This window comes from Pseudoalteromonas sp. Z1A8 (genome assembly GCF_011378855.1).
GTDB lineage: Bacteria > Pseudomonadota > Gammaproteobacteria > Enterobacterales > Alteromonadaceae > Pseudoalteromonas.
This window is the reverse complement of the sequence record NZ_WTLB01000044.1, coordinates 1-22,479: the sequence shown is the minus strand read 5'-3', so window position 1 is coordinate 22,479 and position 22,479 is coordinate 1. Positions and strand designations below refer to the sequence as shown.

The window sequence follows — 22,479 nt, the reverse complement described above, 5'->3', positions numbered from 1 at the left end:
TATGAGCGCAGTTAATACTCGTCACTCACTTGCACTATGTATAAGTATTGCAGCTGCTTTATTTAGCTTATTTGCAGCACTTAGTTTTGGCGCCGCAGAAACCTCACTTCAAGACGTATTAAATAGTTTTTTACTCTCAAATGATGCGTCTTTTAATACGCGAATTATTTACGAGCTAAGAATGCCTCGCACATTACTTGCCTTTTTAGCAGGCTCTGGCTTAGCCATTGCGGGGCTTATTTTACAAACAGTAACGCGTAACCCTTTAGCCGATCCTTACTTATTTGGTATATCGTCGGGTGCCTCATTTGGCGTGGTGTTACTTATGGCATTAGCAGGCATTAGCGCAGGCTTTATGTTATCGGCAGCAGCACTGCTGGGCAGCTTACTCGCTATGAGTTTATTAATACTTATTGCAGGTAGGCAGCAAAGTGCACAGGTAGAATCAATGTTATTAGCTGGTGTTGCTCTGTCATTTTTATTTAGTGCATTTACCAGTTTGTTGCTTTATTGGAGCGACCCTCAGGCGGTAGCCGCTATTTTATTTTGGACACTGGGCAGCTTTGCTCGTGCGCAGTGGGCTACGCTTTGGTTACCTTTATTGGTAATCACATTGTGTACGTTTGTAATGCTGAGCTTTAGAAGGCAACTCAATGCTATGTTACTTGGCGATGAAAGCGCAATTACATTAGGTGTTAGGGTCCAGCGCTTTAGAATACTTATGCTGGTTTTGAGCTCATTAATTACCGCTGTGCTGGTGGCTATGTGTGGTGGTATTGGGTTTGTAGGATTAATGGTACCGCACATTGTGCGCTTTTTTATATCCCAAGGCACCATCGCTGGCTTACTGGTAACCAGCTTAGTGGGCGGTACATTTATGGTGTGGGTTGATGTACTTTCGCGCTCCTTGCTAAAAAACCAAGAATTGCCCGTAGGCGTTATTACTGCTGCTATTGGTAGTGTGTTCTTTTTAAGTTTATTGTTTTTTAGAAAGCGAAGGGTGTAATTCCATGAAAACCTTAATGGTGCAAGGCACTACTTCCGACGCAGGTAAAAGCACTTTAGTTGCAGCCCTTTGCAGGGTATTTGCTAAGCGAGGGGTAAAGGTTGCGCCTTTTAAACCACAAAATATGGCACTTAATAGCGCAGTAACAAAAGATGGCGGCGAAATTGGTCGTGCGCAAGCTTTGCAAGCAATAGCAGCTAAAGTAGAGCCCGAAATAGATTTTAACCCTATATTACTTAAGCCTAATAGCGACACGGGCGCACAAGTGATTATTCACGGAAAAGCCATTAGTAATATGGAAGCTGGCAAATATCACGACTATAAAAAAGTCGCGATGGATGCAGTAATTACCTCACATAACCGCTTAGCTAAACGCTTTGAATTACTCCTTGTTGAAGGAGCGGGGAGCCCTGCTGAAATAAACCTGCGTGAAAACGATATTGCCAATATGGGTTACGCCGAAGAGGTAGATTGCCCTGTTATTATAATTGCCGATATTGATAAAGGTGGTGTGTTTGCACATTTGGTAGGTACGCTTGCGTTGTTAAGCGAGTCAGAACAAGCGCGCGTAAAAGGCTTTGTTATAAACCGCTTTAGAGGCGATATAGGTTTGCTGCAAGGCGGGCTAGATTGGCTTGAAGAATACACAAACAAACCCGTACTTGGTGTATTACCTTATTTGCACGACCTAGCGCTTGACGCTGAGGACGCCGTTGCAATTGATAATAACGTAACCAATGCCACAATTAATATTGCAGTGCTGCTCGTGCCACACATTAGTAATCATACCGATTTTGATGCACTGCGTTTGCACCCAAACATTAATATAAATTATGTGCGCCACACGCAAACGATCCCAGAAGTTGATCTGATCATTCTACCAGGCAGTAAAAACGTGCTGGGGGATTTAACCTTTTTGAAAAATGAAGGCTGGGATTTACAAATTAAGCGCCACTTACGCTATGGTGGCAAAGTACTTGGAATTTGTGGCGGCATGCAAATGCTGGGCAATACGCTCAACGATCCCGATGGTATTGAATCGTCATTAAAGCAAGTAAATGGGCTTGCTCTGTGCGATTTTGAAACCACGCTGACAACACAAAAAGTATTAACCAAAATAACCGCTACACTACTTTTAAATAACCAATCAACACCCTGTAGTGGTTACGAAATACATGCAGGTATTAGCCAAGGTGCAGCGCTTAATAAGCCGTTTTTAACCTTTGACGAAAACCACCCAAATGGCTTTAAAACTGATGGCTTTATTAGTGATGATAATGCTATTGCAGGCACCTATTTACATGGTTTATTTGATGAAGCCGATGCTACATCGCAAATTTTAAAGTGGGTAAAACCAAGCGCTACCATTAATCCTATTAGTATTACCGATCACCGCGAGCAGCAGTTAGAGCGCTTAGCAACCATGTGCGAAACGCATTTAAATATACAGCAAATTATCTCGATTTATGAAGGGCACAATAATGACTGAACAAAATAACGATAAGCACCAACAACGCCAACAAAAAGTAAAAGAGCAAGTGGATGCACGTGTTGCTGCCGCACAAGATGTTAAAGGTATTTTTCAGGTAATTACCGGCAATGGTAAAGGTAAATCAACCTCGGGTTTTGGCGTTGTAGCACGCTGCGTAGGTCATGGTAAAAAAGCAGCCGTTTGCCAGTATATCAAAGGTACTTGGGAATGTGGCGAGCGTAATTTATTACAAGGTGCAGGTGTTGAGTTTGTTGTAATGAACACCGGTTTTACCTGGGATACGCAAAATAAAGAAGCTGATACCGCAGCCGCCCAAGCAACATGGCAAGAGTCAAAACGCATGCTTGCTGATAGCAGTATTGATTTAGTATTACTCGATGAACTTACTTACATGGTGACTTACGGTTACGTTGATTTAGATGAAGTAGTAACAGCGCTTAATAACCGCCCGCCAATGCAGTCGGTTATTATTACAGGGCGTGCAGCGCACCGCACTTTAACCGAACTTGCCGACACAGTAAGCGAAGTGCGTAATGTAAAACATGCATTCGATTCAGGCATAAAAGCGCTTGAAGGGTTTGATTACTAATGTTTAAAGCGTTTTTTATTGGGCTGCTGCTTTTTAGTTTATCGGGCAGTGCACTTGCAGAGCAGACTAATGATTCTAAAAAACTGCGAATAATCGCGCTTGCACCACATATAGTTGAAAACCTATTTGCCATAGGGGCGGGCGATAATATTGTGGGCACGGTTGATTATGCCGACTATCCTGCCGAGGCCCAAAGTATTGAGCGCATAGGGGGTTATTACGGCATCTCGCTTGAAAAAGTATTGGCGCTTAAACCCGACTTAGTAATTGCGTGGAAAAGCGGAAATCAAAGCGAAGATTTAGCCCAAATAGAGCGCCTGGGCATAAAAGTATATTTAAGTAACCCGACCACAATCGCTGGTGTAGCCGACGAGTTACTTACTTTTGGTGAATTTACAGGGAATATTGAGCAAAGCCAGCAAGCGGCAAATGCATTTACACAAAAACTAAACGCGATTGTTAAAAGCCAGCAAGATAAAAAAAATATTACCGGATTTTATCAGTTATGGGCTGAGCCTATGATGACAGTAAGTAAAAATACGTGGATAAGCCAACTGATTGAAACATGCCATGTAAGTAATGTATTTGCCGATAGCGTTACAGATTATCCGCAAATTAGTATCGAAAATGTCATTGTTACTAAGCCACAAGTTATTATTATCCCTGATGAAAAATCAAAAACACCACAGCCGGTTGTTAATTGGCAAAAGTGGCCAGAAGTGCCAGCAGTTAAAAATGATCAATTTATTAGCGTAAATGCCGATTTATTACATCGGTTTACCCCGCGTATGCTAGATGGACTGGCGGATATGTGTGATAAAATAGACGCATCACGTAAACAGATTAAGAGTACACAATGAGCGATTGGGCTACATTTTTAGAAAGTGAATTACAGCAACCTTATATGCAACAAACGTTAGAGTATGTGGCTAATCGCCGCAATGAAGGCGTTGCTGTTTATCCGCCTGAACCTCAAGTGTTTAGCGCTTTTGATGCTACAGCACTTAATAACATTCGCGTTGTAATTTTAGGGCAAGACCCTTACCACGGTGAAGGGCAAGCGCATGGTTTATGTTTTTCGGTATTGCCTGAAGTTAAAAAACTGCCACCGTCGCTTAAAAATATGTACAAAGAGTTAGCTACCGATATCAGCGGTTTTGCTGTTCCTGAACATGGGTACCTGCAAAACTGGGCAGATCAAGGCGTGTTTTTACTCAATACAGTATTGACCGTTGAGCAAGGGCAAGCGCATTCTCATAAGCATTTAGGGTGGGAGCAATTTACCGATAATGTAATAGCGCATATTAATAAACACTGCGAAGGTGTGGTATTTATTTTATGGGGTGCACATGCACAAAAAAAAGGTAAAGGCATAGATAGCGCTCGCCATCATGTTTTAAAAGGGCCGCACCCATCGCCGCTTTCGGCGCATAGAGGCTTTTTTGGTTGTCAGCATTTTTCAAAAACGAATGAGTTGTTACAAGCCCAAGGTGAAAAGCCGATTAACTGGCAGGTGTAAACAACCTGGGCTCTGAATAATAAATTTATCTCATACAGCTAATTTCAGCGCATTAAAAAAGGCTTTCATATAATGAAAGCCTTTTTGTTTAGTTGGGACGTATTGAATTAAAAATTTAGCTCATCAATCGCAATACTGTCTGTAAAAAAATCATATTCCTGTAATTCTTTACGTAAGCGGTGTTTGTCTTTTATTGCTTCTATTTCCCGCCACTTTCTTTTTTTATTTTTCTGAGAGGTTTTCCTTGTTGTATCTGGTCCTTCTAATATCTCTAATATATCGTTTAGGCTATCCATGTACTTCTCCTATTGATTTTATTGACCTCAAGAATACCTATACCACAGGCCTAGCTAAAATAGAATAAAAAAGTGACAGTAATGTTACTGGAATGTGATGAGTTGATGAAGGTTTATACGAAGATTGTATGAAGTGATATCAATATTTATATTAAGGAATAGCGTATTTTATGCATAAAAAAACGCCGCAATAGCGACGCTTTTTAAAGTACGTTTAAAGCAAATTACATTGCTTTAAAACGTGCTTCCAGTTGTTCTTGTGCATCAGCAAAAGAGCGAATACCTTCAGCTAGTTTTTCAGTAGCCATAGCATCTTGGTTATGTAACCAACGGAACTGTGCTTCTGTTAAAGGCTCTGGTTTTGGCTCTTGTGGAACATCGCTTTCTAGCAAGTATTCTTGTGCGCCTTCTAAGTTACCTAAATCTTCTAAAAGATTAGGGCTAATAGTTAGCTTGTCACAACCAGTAAGTGCAATAATTTCGCCTGTATTACGGAAACTTGCACCCATCACAACTGTTTTGTAGTCATGACGTTTGTAAAATTCAAAAATGCTGCGTACAGACTGAACACCTGGATCTTGTAGCGGATCGGTTGGTTTTTCCATGCCGTTAGCAACGTGCCAATCTAAAATACGACCAACAAATGGCGAAATTAAAAATACATTTGCATCGGCACACGCGCGGGCTTGGGCATCGCTAAATAATAAAGTAAGGTTACATTTAGTGCCTTCTTTTTCTAGCTGCTCAGCGGCTTTAATACCTTCCCATGTAGACGCAACTTTAATTAAAATTTTGTCTTTGCTTACGCCTTCTTTTTCGTAAAGGCTAAGTAGAGTATGTGCTTTATCAATTGTAGCTTGCGTATTAAACGAAAGGCGTGCATCTACTTCAGTAGAAATATAACCAGGTACAATAGCGCTAATTTCTTTACCTAGTAATACGGCAAAGTAATCACATGCTAGTTCAAGTTGTTTAGCAGGCTCTTGCTCGGTTTCTTTTGCATAGCTCCAAGCTTTATTTAGATAAGGCTTATAAGCTTCAATCTCGCTCGCTTTTAATAAAAGCGATGGGTTTGTAGTTGCATCTTCTGGTTGATGCTTTTTAATAGCTTCAATATCACCAGTGTCGGCTACGATAGATGAATGTTGTTTTAGCCTTTGTAGAGCTGAAGTCATTTGCTTTCCTCATTCCAAGCAAGTTAAAAGAAAAATCTAATCACTCTTAATATATCTAATCCATACTGCAACAGTGTGACAATGCTTGATAGGTCTTATGTCCTGATCAATAAAAAAACGGCAATGCATGGGTTATTAAGAGAGGATTTATTTAAACAAAACGTGCTTTTCGTTTCATTTAATGTTGAAATTGACACTAAATAAATTACAAGTCAATAGCTAACTATGATCACTGTTATTTCACCTGCAAAAAATCTTGATTACGAAACGCCACCCGCAACAGACAAGTTCACTCAGCCTGAATTACTAGAGCACAGCGAAGAGCTCATGAAAGTATGCCGTGAACTAACACCAGCGCAAATTGGCAGTTTAATGAAAATTAGCGACAAGCTATCTGGGCTTAACGCAGCACGCTTTAGCGAGTGGGCGCAGCCGTTTACACAAAGTAATGCTAAACAAGCAGTGCTTGCCTTTAATGGCGATGTATACGGCGGTTTAGATGCAAGCACGCTTAAAGCTAGCGAGCTTGATTATGCACAAAACCACTTACGTATCCTTTCGGGTTTATATGGCTTATTAAAACCACTTGATTTAATGCAAGCTTACCGCCTAGAAATGGGCACCAAGCTTGAAAACTCGCGTGGCAAAAACTTATACGAGTTTTGGGGCAGCGTAATAGCGAATAAATTAAACGAAGTATTAAAAGCACAAGACGCGCAATACTTAGTTAACCTTGCTTCAAACGAATACTTTAAAGCGGTAGATAAGAAAGCATTAAATGCACAAATTATTACCCCACACTTTAAAGACTGTAAAAACGGTCAATACAAAGTAATTAGCTTTTACGCTAAAAAAGCACGCGGCATGATGGCGCGCTACATTATCGAAAATAAAGTAACGCAGTTAAGCCAACTTAAAGAGTTTACGGTAGCAGGTTATTACTTTAGCCCAGAGGCAACAGTTAAAGAGCTTGAGCCGGTATTTATGCGCGACGAACAAAATTAGGTTTATAAGCTTAAATAAAAAACTTAAAAGCCATGCATTGCATGGCTTTTTTGATGTTGGCGTTATATTTGCAATCTCATCTAATATTAATGAGAACACTAATTAAATAGGTGCAAATAAAATGATCAGCATTCCGTCAATTAACGAAGCCGAAAAACTAATAGAAGAAAAGCTCGGAGGGTGGTTTGATGTTGTAATAAGTCATATCCCTAATTTTATAGTTGCGATACTGATCGCAATTGTGTTTTCAATATTGGCACGCTTTGCTGGCAGGCTGATGAAAAACGTATTACGCAGATCCCTCGATTCAAAACAAATTGCCGATTTAATGGCTTCAATATTTAAAGTTATTGTTTTGTGTATCGGTTTATTTATAGCGCTCGATTTTGTTGGCTTAAAAGGCACCGTTACCTCACTACTTGCTGGTGCGGGTATTGTGGGCTTAGCAATTGGTTTTGCGTTTCAAGATATGACCGAAAACTTGATAGCTGGTATAGCAATGGGCGTACGTAAGCCATTTAAAACAGGGGATGTAATAGAAACCGATGATGTGTTTGGTTCAATACATTCTATAAACCTACGTAACACGCTAATAGAGAGCTTTTACGGGCAACTAATACTTGTACCAAACAAAGTCTTATTTAGAAATGTACTAAAAAATTACACCACGCTAGGTGTTAGGCGCATAGAAGTACCCGTAGGTATTTCGTACGGCGACGACATAGAAAAAGCAAAGGACGTCATCGTCGAAAAAATAAATGAATTTGACTTCGTAATACGTAAAGACGAAACCGCTGTATACGCCGAAGGTTTTGGCGACAGCAGCATTAACTTACTGGTGTGGTTTTGGATTAAATACCCAGGTGAGCCGGATTTCATGACGGTACGCCACAAAGGTGTTGTTGCCGTTAAGCAGGCACTAGACGAGGCGGACATTAGCATTCCATTCCCAATTCGCACTTTAGATTTTGGTATTAAAGGCGGCGAAAAACTCGATGCCATGATCAGCGATAAAATAAGACAGCAACCATCAAATAAAGGCAGTAGTGAGGGTGCTGATTCAAACCAAAGTGAGTAATTCAGTTAAAACTCATTAGGCAAAAGCATTGGGAAATAGTTACTTACCAACAGCGCGTTTTTACAGAGTAAAATTACGCTGTTGGTTTTTTATAAACGGATTATTAGTCAAAAGTTTAAATATCTAGTTTTATATTTATTGAATATCAATGCCTATTAGGTCTTTTTGACCATCAGAGTGTTTAACAAGTAAAAGTAGCGTTTCTCCACCGACTTCTTTACTTCCTTTGCAGCACACTTTGGAATAACGCCCCCATCTATTTCAATAACTAAATTATCCACTTTTGGTCCCGCTAGTATCAAATCTAAATCACTCTTCTCCAGCATTACAAAAACTGAATATAAGTAATAGTGTAAAAATTAGGGTGGCATTTTTGCGGTGGAAGATCAGGCTTTTATTTATAGATTTAACAATAACCTAACGATCTATTGGCTCAATTGTTTAAATAGTTGTACTGCAAACGAGGATGGTAACTAATACTGACGTAACTTGTTCTATTAGCCAAGCCACTAGTATGTTTGGTATTAATGGAATTTATCGTTTTGGTGGGAGGAATAATTGTATTACATAGGTGCAATTTTATCTTTGTATACAGCAGCTGAACTCGCCTTAAACAGAATATAAAAAAGCGCAGCTTGTGTTGGAGTAACAAGCCGCGCTTATGAATTAGTTATACGAATAGGTTTTTTGGTGCGTATTAAATAACGCTAATTTTGTTACGAATGATTTTAACGCCATCTATATTTTCTAGAAATTTTTGAGCTAGTGCGCGCTGAAAACCAGTTTGTGCTTCACCGTATAAATCTACTTCACCATTTTTTACCTGCACACGAATATCACTCAACACTAGGTTAGGATTAGTTCGTAGGGTGTTGGTGATAGCTTGTTGTAGGTTAGGTTGAGTGGCTACACTGCTTACTACGGCCATGTTAGTTGCTGCACTTACTTTTGTAGCGCAAGCTAATAAAAATAAACAACAAAATGATACTAAAGCGATAGTTAACTTGAAGCGGTTCATAACTTAATCCTTACATTACGGTGAATAGTGCAGCCACAATATGGAAATTTTATCGGGCTAGTTACCTTTGTTATTACAATTTCGATGCCATAATTAATACACTGAAATATAAGGATATTTTATTAAGTGAGAATTCAGGTGGGCAATAATTACATTTAAATGAGTATGAGTTACATGCTTGGGTTACATATGTAATACCAATTCGCTTAATTAAGTGATTTATTTTGAGGTAAGAAAATCGTGTCGATAACAAGGCAAAAATTTCGTTATTTAGTTGTTCTATATTAGAATTTTTTAACGCAGTTAGCGTCAGATTTAATCCTTAAAATTGATTAAGTATTATTGCGGATTGGTATAATGGTACAAACAGCAGAGCCTGCAAGGCTTGCATTAAAAAGCCGACAAAAGTCGGCTTAGTATAAAAATGTTTTAGGTTACTTTTTCTTTTTAACCTTAGCCTTTTTCTTGGCTTTCATTTTTACTGGATCTTTACGCTTTTTAGCAGGTGGCTTAGCTTCTTTATGCTGTGGCTCAACACCTCTAATTACACGGCGTTTTAATTTTTGCTCAACGTAGCGCTCTACTTTATATAAAATACCAATGTCGTGTGCTTCAACTAGCGATATTGCTATCCCTTTTTTACCAGCACGGCCAGTACGGCCAATACGGTGTACGTATACGTCGGCAGTGCGCGGCATATCAAAGTTAATAACATGGCTGATGTCAGACACATCAATACCACGTGCAGCTACGTCGGTAGCAACTAATATGCTTGTTTTGCCACTGTGGAAGTTTTCCATGGCTTTCATACGTTTGTCTTGTGGCATTTCGCCGCGTAACCACGCTGCTTTTACATCATTAGTGGTAAGTTCACCAATCAATGTTTCTAAGCGTTCGCGAGTTTTAACAAACACAATCGCTTTAGTTACTTCAGGATTTTTTAGCGTATTAACTAACAACTCAAGTTTGTGATGGTAGTCGTCGGCTAAATGTACCCATTGGTGAATTTTAGCTTTTTCTTTACGTGACGATTCAGCTTCAAGCAGTGCAGGGTCGTTTAATGTTTTTTCAGCAAACCTTTCTACGCTGTCACCTTCAAGTGTTGCTGAGAATAAAAAACATTGGCGACGATTTTTAGCTTCGTCACAAATACGGCTCATTTCTTTTTTGAAACCCATGTCTAACATGCGATCTGCTTCATCAATAATAAGCATTTCTACGTGTTCAGCATGAAAGTTTTCGGTTTCAAGATATTCCATTAATCGACCTGGTGTAGCGATTAAAATATCGTTATTTTTTTCAAAAATTTCTTTATGCGTGCCGTAGTTAATACCGCCTGTTACTACACCAATTTTTAGGTGTGTGCGTTTAGCTAGCAGTTCACATTGTTCATGAATTTGATAAGCCAACTCACGAGTCGGGGTCATAACGAGTACGCGTGCAAAACCAGGATCACGACGTGGGAAATCCAGTAAGTACTGAATAGCCGGAATTAAAAATGCCGCTGTTTTACCTGTACCAGTAGGCGCAGATGCTAAAATATCGCGCCCCTGTAGTGCTTCAGGAATAGCTTGTTGTTGAATGCTGGTTGGCGTCTCGTAGCCCATTTTATTAATGGCATCGAGTAGCTTGTTATCAAGATCAAATTCAGAAAATTGCATAGAGTGTCTAAAATAAGGGACAATTACCCTGATTATACGCGCTATGCTGCGCTTGGTGAATGAAAAGGTGAAAAAATGTCTGGTTTTGTATTTAAACAATTTAAAGTTGAACACGACCACTGTGCAATGAAAGTTTCTACCGATGGCATTTTGCTTGGCGCATGGGCTAATTTAAGCAGTGCAAAGTCGTTACTTGATATAGGCACTGGCACCGGCTTATTAGCACTAATGTGTAAGCAGCGCAGTAATGAGCTTAATATAACTGCGGTAGAAATTGACGAAAGCGCCTATACCCAAGCATTACAAAATGTAGCTAATAGCCCGTGGCCAACTATAAATATTAAGCATCAAACTATTCAAAGCTTTAGTAGTGACGTTAAGTTTGATGTGGTTATCTCTAATCCGCCGTATTTTAATCACAGTTTAAAAGGCGATAATGTTGCACGTAATACCGCACGCCATACAGACGGCTTAAGTTTTGAAGAATTAATAAATGCGTTTAAACGTTTAAGCCATAGAGGTTCTCGCTTTAGCTTAATACTCCCAAGCGTTGAAGGCGCGCTATTTATTGAGCTTGCTACTCAAAATAGGCTTTATTTAAATGCTCATTGCCAAGTGAAAGCCACGCCCAATAAAGATATTAGCCGCAGTTTAATGACATTTAGCTACGTAAAAAGCGATATAGAATCATCAATCCTGTGTATTAGAAACTTAGATAATACCTACACAGCTGATTATATAACCCTGTGCAAAGCATTTTATTTGAAAATGTAAACTGCCTAGTTATTTAGGTTATCTAGTAATAAAGGATAATTTACCTATTATGCATACGTATTCAGTTTTTATTTAATCAATTCCCAATCTAGTGTTAACCAATTGTAAATAACATCGAGTAGTTGTTTTGCTCGCTCAACAATTGGATCACACACTATGAAACTCAATAAAATAATCACCACCGCAGGTTTAAGCCTAGGGTTGCTCTTACCTAGCATTGCGACTGCTACGCCCACCACATTTGTACATTTGTTTGAATGGAATTGGCAAGATGTAGCGCAAGAATGTGAGCAATACCTAGGACCAAAAGGCTACGCTGCAGTACAGGTCTCGCCACCTAATGAGCACATTACAGGAAGCCAATGGTGGACACGTTATCAGCCAGTAAGTTATGAACTGCAAAGTCGTGGTGGTAACCGTGCACAGTTTATCGATATGGTAAATCGCTGTAGTGCATCTGGGGTTGATATTTACGTTGATACGCTTATTAACCATATGGCAGCAGGAAGTGGCACAGGTACAGCGGGAAATAGCTTTGGTAATAAAAGCTTTCCTATTTATAGCCCACAAGATTTTCATGAAAGTTGTACCATTAACAACTCTGATTATGGCAACGATCGCTACAGAGTACAAAACTGTGAACTCGTTGGTCTTGCCGATTTAGATACCGCTTCAAACTATGTTCAAAATACCATTGCAGCATATATTAACGACTTACAAGCTATTGGCGTAAAAGGCTTTCGATTTGATGCTTCTAAACATGTTGCCGCAAGCGATATCCAAAGTTTAATGGCCAAAGTAAATGGCTCGCCAGTGGTTTTTCAAGAAGTGATCGATCAAGGTGGAGAGGCTGTTGGTGCCTCTGAATATTTAAGCACTGGTTTAGTAACTGAATTTAAATATAGCACTGAGCTTGGTAATACTTTTAGAAACGGCTCGCTTGCATGGCTAAGTAATTTTGGCGAAGGGTGGGGCTTTATGCCTAGCTCTTCTGCGGTGGTTTTTGTAGATAATCACGATAACCAACGTGGTCATGGCGGCGCTGGTAATGTAATTACCTTTGAAGATGGCCGCTTATATGACTTGGCCAATGTGTTTATGTTGGCTTATCCGTACGGTTATCCAAAAGTAATGTCGAGTTATGATTTACATGGTGATACAGATGCTGGTGGGCCAAATGTACCTGTTCATAATAATGGTAACTTAGAGTGTTTTGCTAGTAATTGGAAGTGTGAGCATCGCTGGTCATATATTGCAGGCGGGGTCGATTTTAGAAATAACACCGCCGACAATTGGGCAGTAACAAATTGGTGGGATAACACGAATAATCAAATTTCATTTGGCCGAGGTAGCTCGGGTCATATGGCTATTAACAAAGAAGACTCGATACTTACTGCAACTGTGCAAACAGACATGGCGCCTGGGCAATACTGTAATGTACTAAAAGGCGAGTTGTCGACTGATGCTAAAAGTTGTAGTGGTGAGGTTATAACGGTTAATTCCGACGGTACTATTAATCTCAATATTGGCGCTTGGGATGCGATGGCAATTCATAAAAATGCCAAGTTAAATACCAGTTCTGCCTCAAGCACTGAAAGTGACTGGCAGCGAACGGTTATTTTTATTAATGCAAAAACACAAAGCGGACAAGATATGTTTATCCGTGGTGGAATTGACCACGCTTATGCAAACGCAAACCTTGGTCGAAATTGCCAAACAAGTAATTTTGAGTGTGCAATGCCTATTCGTCATAACAATTTAAAAAATGTCACAACAAGCCCTTGGAAAGCAAATGATAACTACCTTGATTGGTATGGTATAGAAAATGGGCAAAGTAGCGAAGCAGAAGGTTCTGCTACCGACTGGACAACGAACGTTTGGCCAGCAGGTTGGGGCGCTGAAAAAACGGTAAACACAGATGGTTTTGGTGTGACACCTTTAAATATATGGGGCGAACACTATTGGATGCTTGATGTAGATATGGATTGCAGTAAAGCGGTTAATGGATGGTTTGAACTAAAAGCATTCATTAAAAATGGCCAAGGATGGGAGACTGCCATTGCACAAGACAATGCACTTTATACAAGTACTAATCATATGGCGCAATGCGGAAAAATTAATAAATTTGAGTTTAATAATTCAGGTGTAGTAATTCGTAGTTTTTAAAAGTAAGCAAAAAAGCTCATATGACAACCTAAACTAATGATTATTAGTTTAGGTTTTTATTTAATGTACAGCGCTTTAATAGTGTGTTTATAAATCACCTGATATGATTTAGCCATTAGCCCCTTAATTTAAAGGCAACACAATGAAAAAATTAAATAAAACAGCATTACTTAGCACGTTAGCAGCCGCCATTTTTGCAAGTCAAGGCGCGTTTGCTGCCATTACGCCAGTTGGGCTTTGGAAAACCATTGATGAGGATACAAACCAAGCTAAGTCGTATGTACGTATTACCCAAACCAACGGTGTATTAAGCGGTACCGTTGACAAAATCATTGATCCTGCAAAACAAAATGATATATGCAGTAAATGCGATGATGAGTTAAAAGACCAACCTATTCTTGGCATGACTATTATTAAAGACGTAAAAGCACAGGATGATGGCATCTGGGGAGACGGTGAAATACTCGACCCAACAAATGGCAAAACTTATACCTTACAACTAACCCCGCAAGAGGAAGGTAAAAAGCTCGAAGTACGCGGCTACATTGGCTTTTTTTACCGCAATCAATATTGGGTTAGAGTAGAGTAAGTTTTACTGCTTATTTAATTACTGGGCGTTAAATAATTAACCGTTAACTGAAATCATTTTTGCGCTTTGCCTTTCTTACTCATTAAGCCAGCCATATTTAATTGGCATTAAATTTTGAGTAAATAATAAAGGAAAGAAGATGATTAAGTACGTAGTTGCTTTAATAATGCTAAGCACACTGTTAATAAGCGGCGGGGCAAATGCAAAGGATGATGCTGTAAATACGGGGTGGTTTAATAACACGGCTATTAAAGGGTACGACAGCGTTGCTTACTTTACCCAAAATAAAGCAGTTAAAGGCAGCGATAAATACACGTTTAGTTATTTAGGTGCCGACTGGCATTTTTCGAGTGAAGAAAACAAAACGACATTTGCAGAAAACCCAAAGCGTTATGCACCGCAATACGGTGGATGGTGTGCTTATGCGATGGCCGATGAGGGCAATGCTGTAGGTATAGACCCAGAAGCATTTTATATTCACGAAGGTAAGCTTTACTTAAATTACAGCCAAAGCGTACAGCAAAAATGGCTAAGTAATTTACTGCCGTACATTGTTATGGCCGATGGGTACTACCGACAAACAACTAATGTGATGACGTTTCAATAAATTACTCATATTGCTAGGGCGTGTTGATCTTTGTGGATTGAAATTTGTTCAATCTAGGGGCGATTAAATCGCGGCGCGAGGTTTGTAACCTAGTGGGCTAAGTAAAAACCGAGCAAAGCTTCCGCGTCCTGCTCACGCCCCTTACCTACATCCATGTAGGCAACAAAGAGTTGATCGCCCCTAGAAAGAACCCAGAGGGCAGTGCATGTTTGGCATTTATGCTGCGTTATCGCCTATTTATGGGGAATAACCACACTACATAGGCTCTGCCTTTCCTAAAAACCAAACATACTGCTGCAAATTCACCCACCAAAGATCAACACGCCCTAATTAAAAAGCCCGCAACTAAACTAGTTGCGGGCTTTTTACTTTTTATTTGTCAGTATTGATAAGTGAATTAAAGCATTTCGCCGTATTCAGTCATTACCTGTTCAACCCATGTTGCAATGCGGTCGTCGCTTAGCTCGTATTGACTGTCTTCGTCGAGTGCGAGTCCTACAAACTGTTTACCATCAGGCGTTAATGCTTTTGAAGCTTCAAACTCGTAACTACTGTCGTTTGGCCAAAAACCAAGTTGAGTAAATGTTTGCGTATTTATTTCGTCGTGTAGCATGCCTAGCGCATCTTGAAACCACTGCCCGTAACCTTGTTGATCGCCCATGCCAAATAAAGCAATGGTTTTACCATTTAGGTTTACGTCGGCTATGTCGTCCCACTTTGACTCCCAGTCTTCTTGTATTTCACCAAAATCCCATGTTGAAATACCAAAGATGATAAAGTCATACTGCTCTGCATTTTTTAGTGGCTCGTCTTTAATATTGTGCAGGGTAACTATATCGGCACCAATAATGTCGCGAATCTTTTCTGCTGCCATTTCGGTGTAGCACGTAGTAGAACCAAAAAATAAACCAATTTGCATCGTATTTATCACTGTGTAATTGCCTGATATGATAGGCTCAAGTTTACCGTAAGGTATTTTTAATTGATACCTTAGCAAAGCATGAGAGCATAATGTGACAACGCTATCTGACGATTCTTTTGAAAATAACAGCAGTATGAGCAGTAATAGCGACTACCTAGAAACCTTTTTAGATAGCCTGTACTTAGAACAAGGTGTAAGCGAAAACACATTAAGTGCTTATCGCAGTGATTTAGATAAGTTTTGCCTATTTTTAAAAGGGCAAAATTTAATGACGGTAACCGGGCTTGATGTAGAGGGTTACTTAGCTCACCGAGTTGATTTAGGTTTAAAACCACGCAGTACTGCGCGCAGCATTAGTGCGCTTAAGCGTTTTTATCAGTACTTTGTGCGTGAAAAACTAATTAGTGATACTCCCATGCTAAATATTTCTCAACCAAAAGCAGGGCAATCGTTACCTAAAACACTCTCAGAGGCCGAAGTTGAGGCATTATTAAATGCGCCTAATACCGAAGAAGCAATGGGACTGCGCGATAAAGCCATGCTAGAGCTACTTTATGCAACGGGTTTGCGTGTAAGTGAGCTTGTTGGCCTGCGCATGGAGCAAATTAATTTGCGCCAAGCGGTGGTGTTTGTAAAAGGTAAAGGTAATAAAGAGCGTTTAGTGCCATTGGGTGAAGAAGCCATGTATTGGCTTGAGCAATTTTTAAAGGTCGGGCGTGCACAAATGATAAAACACGCCACCGATTTTGTGTTCCCCTCTAAACGCGGAGTCGGCATGACGCGACAAACCTTTTGGCATAGAATTAAACACTATGCTATTTTGGCAGCAGTTGAGTCTCCATTATCGCCCCATACTATGCGTCATGCTTTTGCTACGCACTTATTAAATCATGGGGCAGATTTACGTGTGGTACAAATGATGTTGGGCCATAGCGATTTATCAACGACGCAAATTTATACCCATGTTGCCAATGAACGGTTAAAGTCGGTACATGCGCAGCATCATCCTCGTGCGTAAGTTTGAAATTAAATATCATTAAGCCGGTCAATATATTAAGTCTTTTAGGATAGAGAGAAGTTATGAAAAAATTAATGTTAGCAGGTGCCATGTTGTGCACAAGTATTAGTGCATTTGCAAATGGCGTTGCTGTAACACCAGATGCTAATGATCCTATTATTACTAAATTTGCCGAGCTTGGTGTAACTGTAAAGCAAATTAATCCAAGCCCCGTAGCGGGTTTGAAAGAATTGATCACTAATAAGGGCGTGCTTTACGCAAGTCCAGATGGTCAATATTTAATGCAAGGTACGTTAATTGATTTAAATAATCGTAATAACCTAACAGAGCAAGCATTAAATGGCGTGCGTGTTGAAGGTCTTAAAGAATACGAAGAATCGATGATTGTGTACAAAGCGCCAAACGAAAAACACAGCATTACTGTATTTACCGACATTAGCTGTGGTTACTGTCGTAAATTACACCGCGAGTTAGACGATTTACTTGATGCGGGTATTACCGTTAAGTACTTAGCGTTTCCACGTGGTGGCTTACAAGGTTCAGGTTACGCAGATTTAATGAACGTATGGTGTGCACGCGATCAGCAAGAAGCACTAACAGAAGCTAAATCGGGCACAAGCACTAAAGTAGTTGCAGGCTGTAGCGCACCGGTTGCAGAGCATTACCAATTAGGTCAAAGCTTTGGTATTAGCGGCACACCCGCTATTATTTTAGAAGATGGTACGATGATCCCTGGTTACCAGCCAGCAGCAGCACTAAAAGCAGCATTAGAAGCGAACAAAGCGTCGTAATTAAACGCGTAGCATTATTAAAAAGGCCTTAATGGCCTTTTTTTGTCTTTTTAATACGACTCAATAAGTTAAAACTCTGCATGAAAAAACTAATCATTGCGCGTGAAAACGTTGACGACTCGCATCTCCCGAGTAATTTACACCCTGTAATTAAACAAATTTATGCTAACCGTAATGTATTCAATGCCGAAGAGCTAAATAACAGCGTAGCGACGCTTCACGACTTTAAACTGTTTAAAGACATCGACAAAGCCAGTGACTTATTAATTGAAGCATTAAAAGCACAAAGCCATATTTTAATAGTTGGCGACTTTGATGCCGATGGCGCAACAAGCACTGCAACATTAATGCAAGGCCTTGAGATGTTTGGCTTTAAGCATTTAGATTACTTAATTCCTGACAGGTTTAGCTTAGGTTATGGCTTAAGCCCCGCGCTTGCAGAGCAAATAGTACAAATAAAACCTGATTTAGTGATCACCGTAGATAACGGCATATCGTGTATTGCCGGTATTGATATTTTAAAAGCGGTTGGCATAAAAGTGCTGGTTACAGATCACCACTTACAAGGTGAACAGCTGCCAAATGCCGACGCAATAGTAAATCCAAATAGGCACGAATGTAATTTCCCGTCTAAATCGATTGCAGGCGTTGGCGTTGCTTTTTACTTACTAATAGCACTGAGAAGCGTAATGCGAGATTTGGGTTATTTTGAGCAGCAACCGCCACCTAATCTAGCTAATTTACTCGATATTGTAGCGCTTGGTACGGTTGCTGATGTAGTGGCGCTTGATGCAAATAACCGCACTTTGGTACACCAAGGTTTAGCACGTATTCGCAGTGGTAAAACACGCCCTGGTATTACCGCGCTTATTGAAGTGGCTAACCGCAATGCTGCGCGCTTAAGCGCAAGCGACTTTGGCTTTTCACTTGCGCCGCGTTTAAATGCAGCAGGGCGATTAGACGACATGAGTTTGGGTATAGCGTGCTTGCTCAGCACCGACATAAACCAAGCGCGTAGTATAGCCGGCGAGCTCGATAGCTTAAACTTTGCAAGGCGCGAAATAGAACAAGGCATGCAAGCAGAAGCGCAAGCTGTACTCGATAGACTCGCATTTAGCGACGATAACATCCCTGATGCTATTTGTTTGTTTCAAGACGATTGGCACCAAGGCGTTATTGGTATTTTGGCAGGTCGCTTAAAAGAAAAATACCATCGCCCAACCGTTATATTCGCTGGTGGCGAAAATGGTGAAATAAAAGGCTCGTGCCGCTCTATTGAAGGGCTACACATGCGCGATTTACTTGAAGGGCTTAACACTGCCGATCCGCATTTAATTAATAAATTTGGTGGTCATGCAATGGCTGCAGGTTTAAGTATTAACGAGCAACACTTTAACGACTTTAAAAAAGCGTTTGACGCTGCTGTTAGCGCGCAACTGAGTGAAGAAAGTAAACGCTGCATTGTGTTTACCGATGGCGAGCTGCCAAACGACTGCTTTACTATGGAATTTGCCCAGCTATTAAAGCAATCGGGCCCGTGGGGTCAGCAATTTCCTGAGCCGGTGTTTGAGCATACCTTTGAAATAATACAGCAGCGCATAGTTGGCGAAAAACATTTAAAGCTCGTGTTAAAGCATCAATCAGGGCGATTAGTTGACGCCATTGCCTTTGGTATTGACGTAAAAGAATGGCCCGACACCGAGGCTAAGTTTGTAAAAGTAGCGTATCAGCTCGATATAAATGAGTTTAGAGGTAAATTTACGCTGCAATTAATAGTTAGAGAGCTTGAAAAAGTGCACTAAAAAATATGTAATATCATGCATAAAATGCTAATAAAGCGCGCGGTTTTTTGTTAAAATCGGGCGTTTTTATCATTTGACGATAATTTATTGCGAAAATCCCATTTTAAGGGGCGCAATTACCTAGCCATTTTGGAGTGATGTACATGTTTGAAGTGAATCCTGTGATTAATCAAATCAAGGAAATTCGCGAACGTACTGAATTGCTTCGGGGGTACCTTTGACTACGCTCTTAAACAAGAACGCTTAGAAGAAGTTAACGCCGAGCTTGAAGATTCAGCCGTATGGAATGAGCCTGAACGCGCACAAGCGCTTGGCCGTGAAAAATCAGCATTGGAAGCGGTTGTTGAAACAATCGACAACCTTGTAGCCGGTACGGACGACGTTGAAGGCTTACTTGAGCTAGCAGTAGAGGCTGAAGACGAAGATACCTTTGTTGAAGCACAAACTGAACTTGCTGATTTAAACGGACAGTTAGAAGGTTTAGAGTTTCGTCGTATGTTTAGCGGTCCTCACGACTCAAACGATGCTTATCTTGATTTACAATCTGGCTCTGGCGGTACTGAAGCTCAAGACTGGTGTAATATTTTACTACGTATGTATTTACGCTGGGGCGAAGCTAAAGGCTTTAAAGTTGAGCTAGTTGAAGCGACCGACGGTGACGTAGCCGGTATTAAAGGCGCAACAGTTCGCTTTGTTGGCGAATATGCTTACGGTTGGTTACGTACCGAAACGGGCGTGCATCGCTTAGTGCGTAAAAGCCCATTTGATTCAAGTGGTCGTCGTCATACCTCATTTGCTTCTGCGTTTGTATACCCAGAAGTTGACGATAATATTGAAATTGATATGAATCCGTCAGACTTACGTATAGACGTTTACCGTGCATCAGGCGCGGGTGGTCAGCACGTTAACACCACCGAATCGGCGGTTCGTATTACTCACGTACCAACAAATACCGTAGTGCAGTGTCAAAACGAGCGTTCGCAGCATAAAAATAAAGCCCAAGCGATGAAGCAGTTAAAAGCTAAATTATTTGAGCTTGAGCTACAACAGCAAAATGCTGAAAAACAAACGCAAGAAGACGCTAAATCTGATATTGGTTGGGGTAGTCAAATTCGTTCATACGTACTTGATGACGCACGCATTAAAGATTTACGCACCGGCGTTGAAAACCGTAATACCCAATCGGTACTTGACGGTAACTTAGATAAATTTATTGAAGCCAGCCTTAAATCTGGCCTATAACCACCAAGCTAATAAAGAGCTAAAAAATGACTGATAAAATCCAAGACGAAAACAAGTTAATCGCTGAGCGTCGCGGCAAGTTAGACGCTATACGCGAAAATTGCCCAGCCAACGGTCATCCAAACCAATTCCGTCGTGAGCATTACACGGCTGATTTGCAAGCCCAGTTTGGTGATAAGAGCAAAGAAGAATTAGTAGAGATGCAAGAAGTTGTGTCTATCGCTGGCCGTATTTTAGCAAAGCGTGGACCGTTTTTTGTAATTCAAGACATGAAAGGTCGCGTACAAGCGTATGCATCTAAAGATGTTCAAAAAGATCTTAAAGAAAAATATGGTCAACTAGACACTGGCGATATTATTGGTGTTAAAGGTGCGCTAAATAAATCGGGTAAAGGCGATTTATACGTAGAAATGACTGAGTATCAATTATTAACTAAGTCACTTCGTCCGTTACCTGAAAAATTCCATGGCTTATCAGATCAAGAAACAAAGTACCGCCAACGTTACGTTGATTTAATTACTAACGAAGCAACGCGCGAAACATTCCGTATTCGCTCGCAAGTAGTTGAAGGCATTCGTCGCTTTTTAGCAGACCGTGACTTTATGGAAGTAGAAACACCTATGCTACAGGTTATACCTGGCGGTGCATCTGCGCGTCCGTTTGTAACTCACCATAACGCGCTTGATATCGACATGTACTTACGTATAGCGCCTGAGCTTTACTTAAAGCGCTTAGTGGTAGGTGGTTTTGATCGTGTATTCGAAATTAACCGTAACTTCCGTAACGAAGGGTTATCTACGCGTCACAATCCAGAATTCACAATGATTGAATTTTACCAAGCATACGCTGATTACATCGACCTGATGAACATCACCGAAGACATGCTACGTACAGTTGCAGAAAACGTACTTGGTAGTGCAGTTGTAGTTAATACAACTAAAGACGAAAACGGCGAAGTGATTGACTCAGTAGAGTACGACTTTGGCCAACCGTTTACACGTTTAAGCATGGCGGACGCTATCTTAAAATATAACCCTGAGTTTGATGCTGCGGTATTTAATGACCCAGAAAACCACTTTGACGAATTAAAAGCGTACGCTAAACAAGTGCACGTTAAAATTCCAGAAAACTGCGTTTGGGGCCCAGGTAAGTTCTTGTGTGAAATATTTGAAGAGACAGCAGAGCACATGTTGATTCAACCTACGTTTATTACTGGCTACCCGTGGGAAGTTTCTCCACTAGCACGCCGTAACGACGACAATGCATTTGTTACAGACCGTTTTGAATTTTTTGTTGGCGGTCGTGAACTTGCAAATGGTTTCTCTGAGCTTAATGATGCACAAGACCAAGCTGAGCGCTTTACTCGTCAAGTTGAAGAGAAAGACGCAGGCGATGATGAAGCAATGCATTACGATGAAGACTACATACGTGCACTAGAGTATGGCTTACCGCCAACTGCAGGTGAAGGTATTGGTATTGACCGTTTAGTGATGCTGTTTACTGATTCATCAACAATTAAAGACGTGATTTTGTTCCCGCATATGCGCCCGCAAGCTGACTAAGCTTTTGGTAGAACAAAGTAAGTTAATAAACGCCGCTTAATAGCGGCGTTTTTTTGTTTTTTAAATCGGCTTTTGTTATTTTAGTCTTGAATTCAAGTATTAAGTGCAATCATTATGCAGCCACCAGAACTTCTGATTGCCCCGTAAATAATTCATGAGGGGTTTTA

The 22,479-nt window shown here is 40.4% G+C and carries 21 protein-coding genes; 16 read left to right on the top strand and 5 right to left on the bottom strand.

Going from position 1 to position 22,479, the window contains the following annotated elements; all coding sequences use genetic code 11:
* Position 1: 1 nt before the first annotated feature.
* Genes GQR55_RS15505 through ung form a run of 5 tightly spaced genes read left to right on the top strand, consistent with a single transcriptional unit; the run spans position 2 to position 4,606 of the window.
* Positions 2 to 1,006: an iron ABC transporter permease gene (locus GQR55_RS15505; RefSeq protein ID WP_166421305.1), complete on the top strand. Its 1,005-nt coding sequence runs from the start codon at positions 2 to 4 to the stop codon at positions 1,004 to 1,006.
* Positions 1,007 to 1,010: 4 nt separating this feature from the next.
* Positions 1,011 to 2,495 carry a cobyric acid synthase gene (locus GQR55_RS15500; RefSeq protein ID WP_165741360.1) on the top strand — a complete coding sequence of 495 codons (1,485 nt, stop codon included), beginning with the start codon at positions 1,011 to 1,013 and terminating at the stop codon, positions 2,493 to 2,495.
* Entirely contained in the window at positions 2,488 to 3,087 is a 600-nt protein-coding gene (cobO, locus tag GQR55_RS15495) for a cob(I)yrinic acid a,c-diamide adenosyltransferase (protein WP_165741361.1), read from the top strand. Before GQR55_RS15500 ends, cobO begins: the two co-directional genes overlap by 8 nt.
* Positions 3,087 to 3,947 (top strand): cobalamin-binding protein, encoded by an 861-nt coding sequence (locus tag GQR55_RS15490; protein WP_165741362.1) that lies wholly within the window; start codon positions 3,087 to 3,089, stop codon positions 3,945 to 3,947. Before cobO ends, GQR55_RS15490 begins: the two co-directional genes overlap by 1 nt.
* Positions 3,944 to 4,606, top strand: coding sequence for a uracil-DNA glycosylase (gene ung / locus GQR55_RS15485; protein WP_166421304.1), 663 nt, complete (start codon positions 3,944 to 3,946; stop codon positions 4,604 to 4,606). The genes GQR55_RS15490 and ung overlap by 4 nt, the downstream gene beginning before the upstream one ends.
* A 107-nt stretch (positions 4,607 to 4,713) precedes the next feature.
* Here ung and GQR55_RS15480 read toward each other — a convergent pair whose 3' ends face one another.
* A complete protein-coding gene (locus GQR55_RS15480) occupies positions 4,714 to 4,902 on the bottom strand; it encodes a DUF3545 family protein (RefSeq protein WP_166421303.1) in 189 nt (62 codons plus the stop codon).
* A gap of 224 nt (positions 4,903 to 5,126) precedes the next feature.
* Positions 5,127 to 6,077 carry a transaldolase gene (gene tal, locus GQR55_RS15475; RefSeq protein ID WP_007583747.1) on the bottom strand — a complete coding sequence of 317 codons (951 nt, stop codon included), beginning with the start codon at positions 6,075 to 6,077 and terminating at the stop codon, positions 5,127 to 5,129.
* A 225-nt stretch (positions 6,078 to 6,302) separates the two neighbouring features.
* Between tal and yaaA the strand changes: the two genes are divergently transcribed.
* Positions 6,303 to 7,082: a peroxide stress protein YaaA gene (yaaA, locus tag GQR55_RS15470; protein ID WP_039488339.1), complete on the top strand. Its 780-nt coding sequence runs from the start codon at positions 6,303 to 6,305 to the stop codon at positions 7,080 to 7,082.
* Between the two features lie 121 nt (positions 7,083 to 7,203).
* Positions 7,204 to 8,160 (top strand): mechanosensitive ion channel family protein, encoded by a 957-nt coding sequence (locus tag GQR55_RS15465; protein WP_166421302.1) that lies wholly within the window; start codon positions 7,204 to 7,206, stop codon positions 8,158 to 8,160.
* 697 nt (positions 8,161 to 8,857) lie between these two features.
* On the opposite strand, the gene GQR55_RS15460 is transcribed toward GQR55_RS15465, so the two are convergent.
* Both GQR55_RS15460 and srmB read right to left on the bottom strand, forming a co-directional pair.
* Complete coding sequence (locus GQR55_RS15460) at positions 8,858 to 9,178, bottom strand: BON domain-containing protein (protein WP_166421301.1); 321 nt, start codon at positions 9,176 to 9,178, stop codon at positions 8,858 to 8,860.
* A 434-nt stretch (positions 9,179 to 9,612) separates the two neighbouring features.
* Complete coding sequence (gene srmB, locus GQR55_RS15455; RefSeq protein ID WP_165727217.1) at positions 9,613 to 10,839, bottom strand: ATP-dependent RNA helicase SrmB; 1,227 nt, start codon at positions 10,837 to 10,839, stop codon at positions 9,613 to 9,615.
* Positions 10,840 to 10,914: 75 nt separating this feature from the next.
* Between srmB and GQR55_RS15450 the strand changes: the two genes are divergently transcribed.
* The 4 genes from GQR55_RS15450 (at position 10,915) to GQR55_RS15435 (ending at position 14,975) form a co-directional block, all read left to right on the top strand.
* Positions 10,915 to 11,613 carry a methyltransferase gene (locus tag GQR55_RS15450; protein ID WP_166421300.1) on the top strand — a complete coding sequence of 233 codons (699 nt, stop codon included), beginning with the start codon at positions 10,915 to 10,917 and terminating at the stop codon, positions 11,611 to 11,613.
* A gap of 156 nt (positions 11,614 to 11,769) precedes the next feature.
* On the top strand, positions 11,770 to 13,779 hold the full coding sequence (locus tag GQR55_RS15445; protein WP_166421299.1) for an alpha-amylase family protein: 2,010 nt from the start codon (positions 11,770 to 11,772) through the stop codon (positions 13,777 to 13,779).
* Between the two features lie 142 nt (positions 13,780 to 13,921).
* Entirely contained in the window at positions 13,922 to 14,368 is a 447-nt protein-coding gene (locus GQR55_RS15440) for a DUF2147 domain-containing protein (RefSeq protein ID WP_166421298.1), read from the top strand.
* A 139-nt stretch (positions 14,369 to 14,507) separates the two neighbouring features.
* Positions 14,508 to 14,975 (top strand): YHS domain-containing (seleno)protein, encoded by a 468-nt coding sequence (locus GQR55_RS15435; RefSeq protein WP_166421297.1) that lies wholly within the window; start codon positions 14,508 to 14,510, stop codon positions 14,973 to 14,975.
* Between the two features lie 397 nt (positions 14,976 to 15,372).
* Here the strand turns inward: GQR55_RS15435 and fldB are convergent, their stop codons facing one another.
* Positions 15,373 to 15,894, bottom strand: a complete 522-nt coding sequence (gene fldB / locus GQR55_RS15430) for a flavodoxin FldB (protein ID WP_165740615.1) — start codon at positions 15,892 to 15,894, stop codon at positions 15,373 to 15,375.
* 94 nt (positions 15,895 to 15,988) lie between these two features.
* On the opposite strand from fldB, the gene xerD reads away from it, so the two are divergent.
* The 5 genes from xerD to lysS all read left to right on the top strand — a co-directional run bounded on the left by xerD (position 15,989) and on the right by lysS (position 22,312).
* Entirely contained in the window at positions 15,989 to 16,915 is a 927-nt protein-coding gene (gene xerD / locus GQR55_RS15425; RefSeq protein ID WP_165740610.1) for a site-specific tyrosine recombinase XerD, read from the top strand.
* Positions 16,916 to 16,977: 62 nt separating this feature from the next.
* Entirely contained in the window at positions 16,978 to 17,706 is a 729-nt protein-coding gene (gene dsbC, locus GQR55_RS15420) for a bifunctional protein-disulfide isomerase/oxidoreductase DsbC (RefSeq protein WP_024596174.1), read from the top strand.
* Positions 17,707 to 17,786: 80 nt separating this feature from the next.
* On the top strand, positions 17,787 to 19,508 hold the full coding sequence (gene recJ, locus GQR55_RS15415; RefSeq protein WP_166421296.1) for a single-stranded-DNA-specific exonuclease RecJ: 1,722 nt from the start codon (positions 17,787 to 17,789) through the stop codon (positions 19,506 to 19,508).
* Between the two features lie 143 nt (positions 19,509 to 19,651).
* A protein-coding gene (gene prfB / locus GQR55_RS15410) for a peptide chain release factor 2 (RefSeq protein ID WP_139016071.1) occupies positions 19,652 to 20,750 on the top strand; the annotation gives its coding sequence in 2 pieces (ribosomal slippage) (positions 19,652 to 19,726 and positions 19,728 to 20,750; 1,098 coding nt in all).
* A 26-nt stretch (positions 20,751 to 20,776) separates the two neighbouring features.
* Positions 20,777 to 22,312 (top strand): lysine--tRNA ligase, encoded by a 1,536-nt coding sequence (gene lysS / locus GQR55_RS15405; RefSeq protein WP_165727225.1) that lies wholly within the window; start codon positions 20,777 to 20,779, stop codon positions 22,310 to 22,312.
* Positions 22,313 to 22,479 lie beyond the last annotated feature (167 nt).

Coding starts and splice junctions, on each gene's coding strand:
- GQR55_RS15505 (WP_166421305.1), top strand. CDS start 2: ATGAGCGCAGTTAATACTCGTCACTCACTTGCACTATGTATAAGTATT.
- GQR55_RS15500 (WP_165741360.1), top strand. CDS start 1,011: ATGAAAACCTTAATGGTGCAAGGCACTACTTCCGACGCAGGTAAAAGC.
- cobO (WP_165741361.1), top strand. CDS start 2,488: ATGACTGAACAAAATAACGATAAGCACCAACAACGCCAACAAAAAGTA.
- GQR55_RS15490 (WP_165741362.1), top strand. CDS start 3,087: ATGTTTAAAGCGTTTTTTATTGGGCTGCTGCTTTTTAGTTTATCGGGC.
- ung (WP_166421304.1), top strand. CDS start 3,944: ATGAGCGATTGGGCTACATTTTTAGAAAGTGAATTACAGCAACCTTAT.
- GQR55_RS15480 (WP_166421303.1), bottom strand. CDS start 4,902: ATGGATAGCCTAAACGATATATTAGAGATATTAGAAGGACCAGATACA.
- tal (WP_007583747.1), bottom strand. CDS start 6,077: ATGACTTCAGCTCTACAAAGGCTAAAACAACATTCATCTATCGTAGCC.
- yaaA (WP_039488339.1), top strand. CDS start 6,303: ATGATCACTGTTATTTCACCTGCAAAAAATCTTGATTACGAAACGCCA.
- GQR55_RS15465 (WP_166421302.1), top strand. CDS start 7,204: ATGATCAGCATTCCGTCAATTAACGAAGCCGAAAAACTAATAGAAGAA.
- GQR55_RS15460 (WP_166421301.1), bottom strand. CDS start 9,178: ATGAACCGCTTCAAGTTAACTATCGCTTTAGTATCATTTTGTTGTTTA.
- srmB (WP_165727217.1), bottom strand. CDS start 10,839: ATGCAATTTTCTGAATTTGATCTTGATAACAAGCTACTCGATGCCATT.
- GQR55_RS15450 (WP_166421300.1), top strand. CDS start 10,915: ATGTCTGGTTTTGTATTTAAACAATTTAAAGTTGAACACGACCACTGT.
- GQR55_RS15445 (WP_166421299.1), top strand. CDS start 11,770: ATGAAACTCAATAAAATAATCACCACCGCAGGTTTAAGCCTAGGGTTG.
- GQR55_RS15440 (WP_166421298.1), top strand. CDS start 13,922: ATGAAAAAATTAAATAAAACAGCATTACTTAGCACGTTAGCAGCCGCC.
- GQR55_RS15435 (WP_166421297.1), top strand. CDS start 14,508: ATGATTAAGTACGTAGTTGCTTTAATAATGCTAAGCACACTGTTAATA.
- fldB (WP_165740615.1), bottom strand. CDS start 15,894: ATGCAAATTGGTTTATTTTTTGGTTCTACTACGTGCTACACCGAAATG.
- dsbC (WP_024596174.1), top strand. CDS start 16,978: ATGAAAAAATTAATGTTAGCAGGTGCCATGTTGTGCACAAGTATTAGT.
- recJ (WP_166421296.1), top strand. CDS start 17,787: ATGAAAAAACTAATCATTGCGCGTGAAAACGTTGACGACTCGCATCTC.
- lysS (WP_165727225.1), top strand. CDS start 20,777: ATGACTGATAAAATCCAAGACGAAAACAAGTTAATCGCTGAGCGTCGC.